The sequence below is a fragment of the Halovibrio sp. HP20-59 genome, assembly GCF_033052795.2.
In the GTDB taxonomy this organism is placed as follows: Bacteria; Pseudomonadota; Gammaproteobacteria; order Pseudomonadales; family Halomonadaceae; genus Vreelandella.
In genome coordinates this window covers 1-4,654 of record NZ_JAWJUW020000037.1, presented here as the reverse complement: position 1 = coordinate 4,654, position 4,654 = coordinate 1, and the positions used below count along the sequence as shown (strand labels likewise).

The window sequence follows — 4,654 nt, the reverse complement described above, 5'->3', positions numbered from 1 at the left end:
AAGCACAGCCCAACCCCGAGATCGCCGCGCTTTGCTCGCGATGACAAGCACAGCCCAACCCCGAGATCGCCGCGCTTCGCTCGCGATGACAAGCACAGCCCAACCCCAAGATCGCAACACTTCGTTCGCGATGACGAATAGAAGGGGTAATAACAAATAGATATACATAAAAAAAGCCCGCCGGGGAGGCGGGCATCAAAGGGCTTGGCTCACTGCAGCCCGCTGGGATCAGGTGAGGGGGTATACAGGATCACCAGCGGGTACAACTACAGTATAGCTATTTATGCAGCGCTGCCAAGTGCTGTAGGGTTTTTTTTCACTTTTATCCGTCTTTGTTGGTTTGGTACTGCTATAAAAAGGTGAGAGGCGCGCACCGTTCTGTTCCGTGCACCTTAATGGTGCGATTTGGGTGCGTTGTTTTGGTGCCGTCGCGTATTTATCAGCCTAAGAGCCGTGTCCTGAGCGTGTAACCACTTGCTGAACCAGTACTTCTCGGTTTTGGCGTGTAACTTGCTATTTATAAATTGCTATCGTTCTTTGGATAAGGTTTTTGGATAACGTTCCCAGGTAGCGTTGATAGGTAACTCCGCTAGGCTGTCTTAATGTCGTTTTATAACAGCGTTGCGACCGAAAAGAGGTAGTGCCATGCCTGAATCCGCTAATCTTTCAGTGCTGCTTTCGTCGGCAGATCCTGCTCTGCAGCCGCGTCTGGTCGTCACCGATTTAGATGGCTCGCTGTTGGATCATCACAGTTATGACTTTACCCCAGCGGCACCGTGGCTCGACCAGCTGAAGCAGGTGGGGGTGCCGGTGATACCCGTGACCAGCAAAACTCGCGCTGAGTTACTCCCCTTACGCGAAGCGCTGGGCCTCACTGGCACGCCGTTTATAGCTGAGAATGGCGCCGTGATTGGCTTGCCCCCGGGCTGGTGTCATGCGCGCTTAGACCGCCCAGGAAGTGGTCGTGATGGCGTGGTTATCAAGCATCCCGGCGTTGATATTGGTTTTATTCGTGCCCGTTTGAATATATGGCGGGAGCGGCTAGACGTGCGCTTTTCACGCATGGGCGAGATGAGCTTACAAGAAGTGATGGATCTCACAGGCCTTGACCACACTCGGGCGCGTGATGCGCGCCAACGTGAGGGCAGTGAACCGCTGATATGGCAAGGCAACGATACTGAGTTGGCGGCTTTTCGTAGGGCCTTGGAAGGCGATGGATTGCAACTGACCCAGGGTGGACGTTTTTGGCATGTAATGGGGCGCTCGGCAGATAAAGGCAACGCTGTCGAGTGGCTGATACAACGCTTTACCGCTTTACGCGGCCGCCATCCGCTTTCGCTTGGCCTGGGCGATGGGCCCAATGATGTCTCGATGCTTGAGGCGGTCGATCAGGCGGTAGTGATCCGTGGCTGCCACGATTTAGTGGTCGAACCCCGCAATACATCGCTCTATCGCACGCAGGCAACCGGCCCAGCCGGCTGGGCTGAGGGGGTGGCCCACTGGTGGGGGCGAGATGACCGCCGTTTAGCGACGGCGGGAAAAAGGGATAGCGTGATTAATGATTTCAGGGAGTTAAGCGCATGAGTGACTTTCATCAAAACGGTATTATTACCGATTTTCACAACCTGACTCGGCGCCCGGTAGAGTTGCTTGAGCAGGAGCTATGTCAGTTCTCGCGTCGACGCCCGATGGGCTTGATTCTGCCGTCACTGTTTTCGGAGCTGGAAGGGCCGGCGTTGTCGGCGATTGTTGATGAGCTGGTTAAAGTCCCCTATCTCAGTGAGATCGTAATTGGCCTGGATCGCGCTGATCGTGAGCAATTTTTATATGCCCGCGACTTTTTCTCACGCCTGCCGCAGCATACGCGCATTTTATGGAACGATGGCCCACGGCTCAGCGCGCTGGATGCAGAGCTGGCAGAACACGGGCTTGGTGCGCAAGAGCCCGGCAAGGGGCGCAATGTATGGTACTGCGCGGGCTATATGCTGGCCTCAGGCCGCTCAACGGTCGTAGGGCTACACGATTGTGATATTTTGACTTACGAGCGTGGCTTGCTGGCGCGCTTGATGTATCCGGTGGCGCATCCAAGCTTTAACTACGTTTTTTGTAAAGGCTACTACCCGCGCATTGCGGAGGGGAAGCTAAACGGTCGGGTTGCAAGGCTATTGGTAACGCCGTTACTGCACGCGCTGAAAACCGTTTGCGGGCCGCTGCCTTATCTCGATTATTTGGATAGTTTTCGCTACCCGCTCTCGGGTGAGTTTGCCATGCGCAGCGAAGTGCTGGAGGGAATTCGCATACCCGCCGATTGGGGACTTGAGATCGGTGTTTTATCGGAGTTGCAGCGCAACTACTCACTACGCCAGCTGTGCCAGGTAGATATCGCCGATGCCTATGATCACAAGCATCAGCCGGTCAGCGAAGATGACCCCAATAGCGGCTTAAACCGTATGAGCCTGGATATTTCAAAAGCGCTTTATCGTAAATTGGCGACCCAGGGCATCACGTTTAGCAGCGAAGATTTCCGCACGCTAAAAGCGACCTATTACCGCTTTGCGTTAGATTTGATTGAAGCCTATGACCACGATGCCACCATGAATGGCTTAACCCTTGACCGTCACAGCGAAGAGCAGGCGGTGGAGCTATTTGCCAGTAATCTACTCGAAGCGGGCAACCTGTTTCTGGACAACCCTCGCGAGCGGCCCTTTATCCCCAGTTGGAACCGCGTACAGGCCGCCGTACCGGACCTGCTCACGCGCATGCACGAAGCCGTTGAGCTGGATAATCAAGGCAAGGTGTAGGGCCTCTCACGGCCGCGCTGACATGTGGAAGCCGCCATGACCCACTACATGTCCTTGCGAGGAGCGCAGCGACGCGGCAATCTCGGCCTGCGGTGGCACTGCACAACCAAGATCGCCGCGCTTCGCTCGCGATGACAAGCACAGCCAACCCCAAGATCGCCGCGCTTCGCTCCCGATGACATGTGGAGAGCCGCTTGCTATGACCCACTACATGTCGTTGCGTATAGGGACTCCTCCCCGGTTGCAAGCGACGATGATGGAAAAACATAAGCCGATGCGTGCGTATAGTCGGTCTCTTGATGGGGACGCTATCCCCTGACCCTGATGAACGTCGCGCACCTTCTCTCCTCAACGAGGCGTAGGCTTCTTCAGCCATCGCAATGAGCAGGTTTTGAGAAGGTCGGTCTGACCTGTTTTTCATCAATCGTTGCCCGGCAACAAGGTAGCCGCCTGTCGGCGCTTAGGCGCTGATGGTTACCGCTTAGCTCGCCATCAGCGCTGAACTCTCATTAAACTCTCTACAATAGGACTGACCGCTGTGCAGAACCGCCCAGGCGGTTCGCACCGTCTTGTTCGCTAACGCGACAGCCGCTTTGTTCTTGCCAACGCGTGCGACCAGGGCGCGTAGCCAACGGCTTTTGGCATCCTGCTTGTCGCCCACACGGTTGATGACCGAGTGGGCGCCGCGTATCAGAGCGGCTTTCAGCGAGACTTGGCCCGTTCGGCCAATGCCCTTGATGCTCGCGGTGCCGCCACTGCTGTGTTGCTTTGGCGTTAACCCCAGATAGGCTGACGCTTGGCGACCTTTCTTAAAGGCTTCGCCATTACCGAGGGCGCTATAGAGCTGCGTGGCGACCACCGGCCCTATACCCTCTATTGCCAGTAGTTGGCGACAAGGCCCCGTGGCGCGACTCATCTGCTCGACTCGCTTATCCAGTGACTGAAGTCGTTCATTGAGCCGATCCAGCTCGGCCATTTGCTCGGCAATCAAGTCACGCATCAGCATCGAGAGTTCGTTATCAGCATCTTCCAACACGCGCCAAACACGTTGCTTCAATGCCTTCTGACCCCGACCGCTGATAATCCCGTACTCCTGCAATAAGCCATGAACTTGGTTGATCAACTGGGTACGCTGATGAATGTACCTTTCCCGAATGCGGTGCAGGCTCTGAATATCCTGCTGCTCGACGCTTTTGAGCGGGACAAAGCGCATATCTGGACGCAACCCGGCTTCTACAATGGCGAGTGCGTCATTGGCATCTGTCTTGTGCCCTTTGCGAAAAGGCGTCACAAACTGGGGCGATATGAGCGCAACGGTATGGCCGAGGGCTTGTAGCTGTCGCGCCCAATAATGCGATCCACCACACGCCTCCATGAACACCCGACAGGCCGGTTGGCGGCGCATAAAATCCAAGACCTGATGCCGTTTAAGCTCTTTGTTGACCTGAACACGCGGGCGGCGAGTGTCGACAACACACACTTGAAAAACACGCTTTGCCAGATCAATACCAATCGTCTTATGCTTGTTCATGACTCTTCCCCTCCGCATTGATGTGGTTCAGCTATCAATGTAGCTCTCTGAAGCTTCGAGAGGGGAGGAGTCCCTTTCATTGAGGAGCGCAGCGACGCGGCAATCTCAACCTGCGGTGGCACCACAACCCCGAGATCGCCACACTTCGTTCGCGATGACAAGCACAGCCCAACCCCGAGATCGTCGCGTTTCGCTCGCGATGACATGTGGAGAGCCGCTTGCTATGACCCACTACATGTCGTTGCGAGGAGCGCAGCGACGCGGCAATCTCAACCTGCGGTGGCACCACAACCCCGAGATCGCCACACTTCGTTCGCGATGA

4 protein-coding genes are annotated in these 4,654 nt (G+C 55.8%); 2 read left to right on the top strand and 2 right to left on the bottom strand.

All coding sequences use genetic code 11. The features are described from left to right. On the bottom strand, window positions 1-196 hold a 196-nt coding region (locus RZA33_RS19170; protein ID WP_322976225.1), incomplete at its 3' end, for a hypothetical protein. 449 nt (window positions 197-645) lie between these two features. On the opposite strand from RZA33_RS19170, the gene RZA33_RS19165 reads away from it, so the two are divergent. Together RZA33_RS19165 and RZA33_RS19160 are read left to right on the top strand one after the other, a co-directional pair. Continuing rightward, window positions 646-1,584: an HAD-IIB family hydrolase gene (locus tag RZA33_RS19165; protein ID WP_317509321.1), complete on the top strand. Its 939-nt coding sequence runs from the start codon at window positions 646-648 to the stop codon at window positions 1,582-1,584. Then, window positions 1,581-2,801: a glycosyl transferase gene (locus RZA33_RS19160; RefSeq protein ID WP_317509320.1), complete on the top strand. Its 1,221-nt coding sequence runs from the start codon at window positions 1,581-1,583 to the stop codon at window positions 2,799-2,801. The genes RZA33_RS19165 and RZA33_RS19160 overlap by 4 nt, the downstream gene beginning before the upstream one ends. A 481-nt stretch (window positions 2,802-3,282) precedes the next feature. Here the strand turns inward: RZA33_RS19160 and RZA33_RS19155 are convergent, their stop codons facing one another. Beyond that, window positions 3,283-4,332: an IS110 family transposase gene (locus RZA33_RS19155; RefSeq protein WP_317509319.1), complete on the bottom strand. Its 1,050-nt coding sequence runs from the start codon at window positions 4,330-4,332 to the stop codon at window positions 3,283-3,285. Window positions 4,333-4,654: the final 322 nt, after the last annotated feature.

Coding starts and splice junctions, on each gene's coding strand:
- RZA33_RS19165 (WP_317509321.1), top strand. CDS start 646: ATGCCTGAATCCGCTAATCTTTCAGTGCTGCTTTCGTCGGCAGATCCT.
- RZA33_RS19160 (WP_317509320.1), top strand. CDS start 1,581: ATGAGTGACTTTCATCAAAACGGTATTATTACCGATTTTCACAACCTG.
- RZA33_RS19155 (WP_317509319.1), bottom strand. CDS start 4,332: ATGAACAAGCATAAGACGATTGGTATTGATCTGGCAAAGCGTGTTTTT.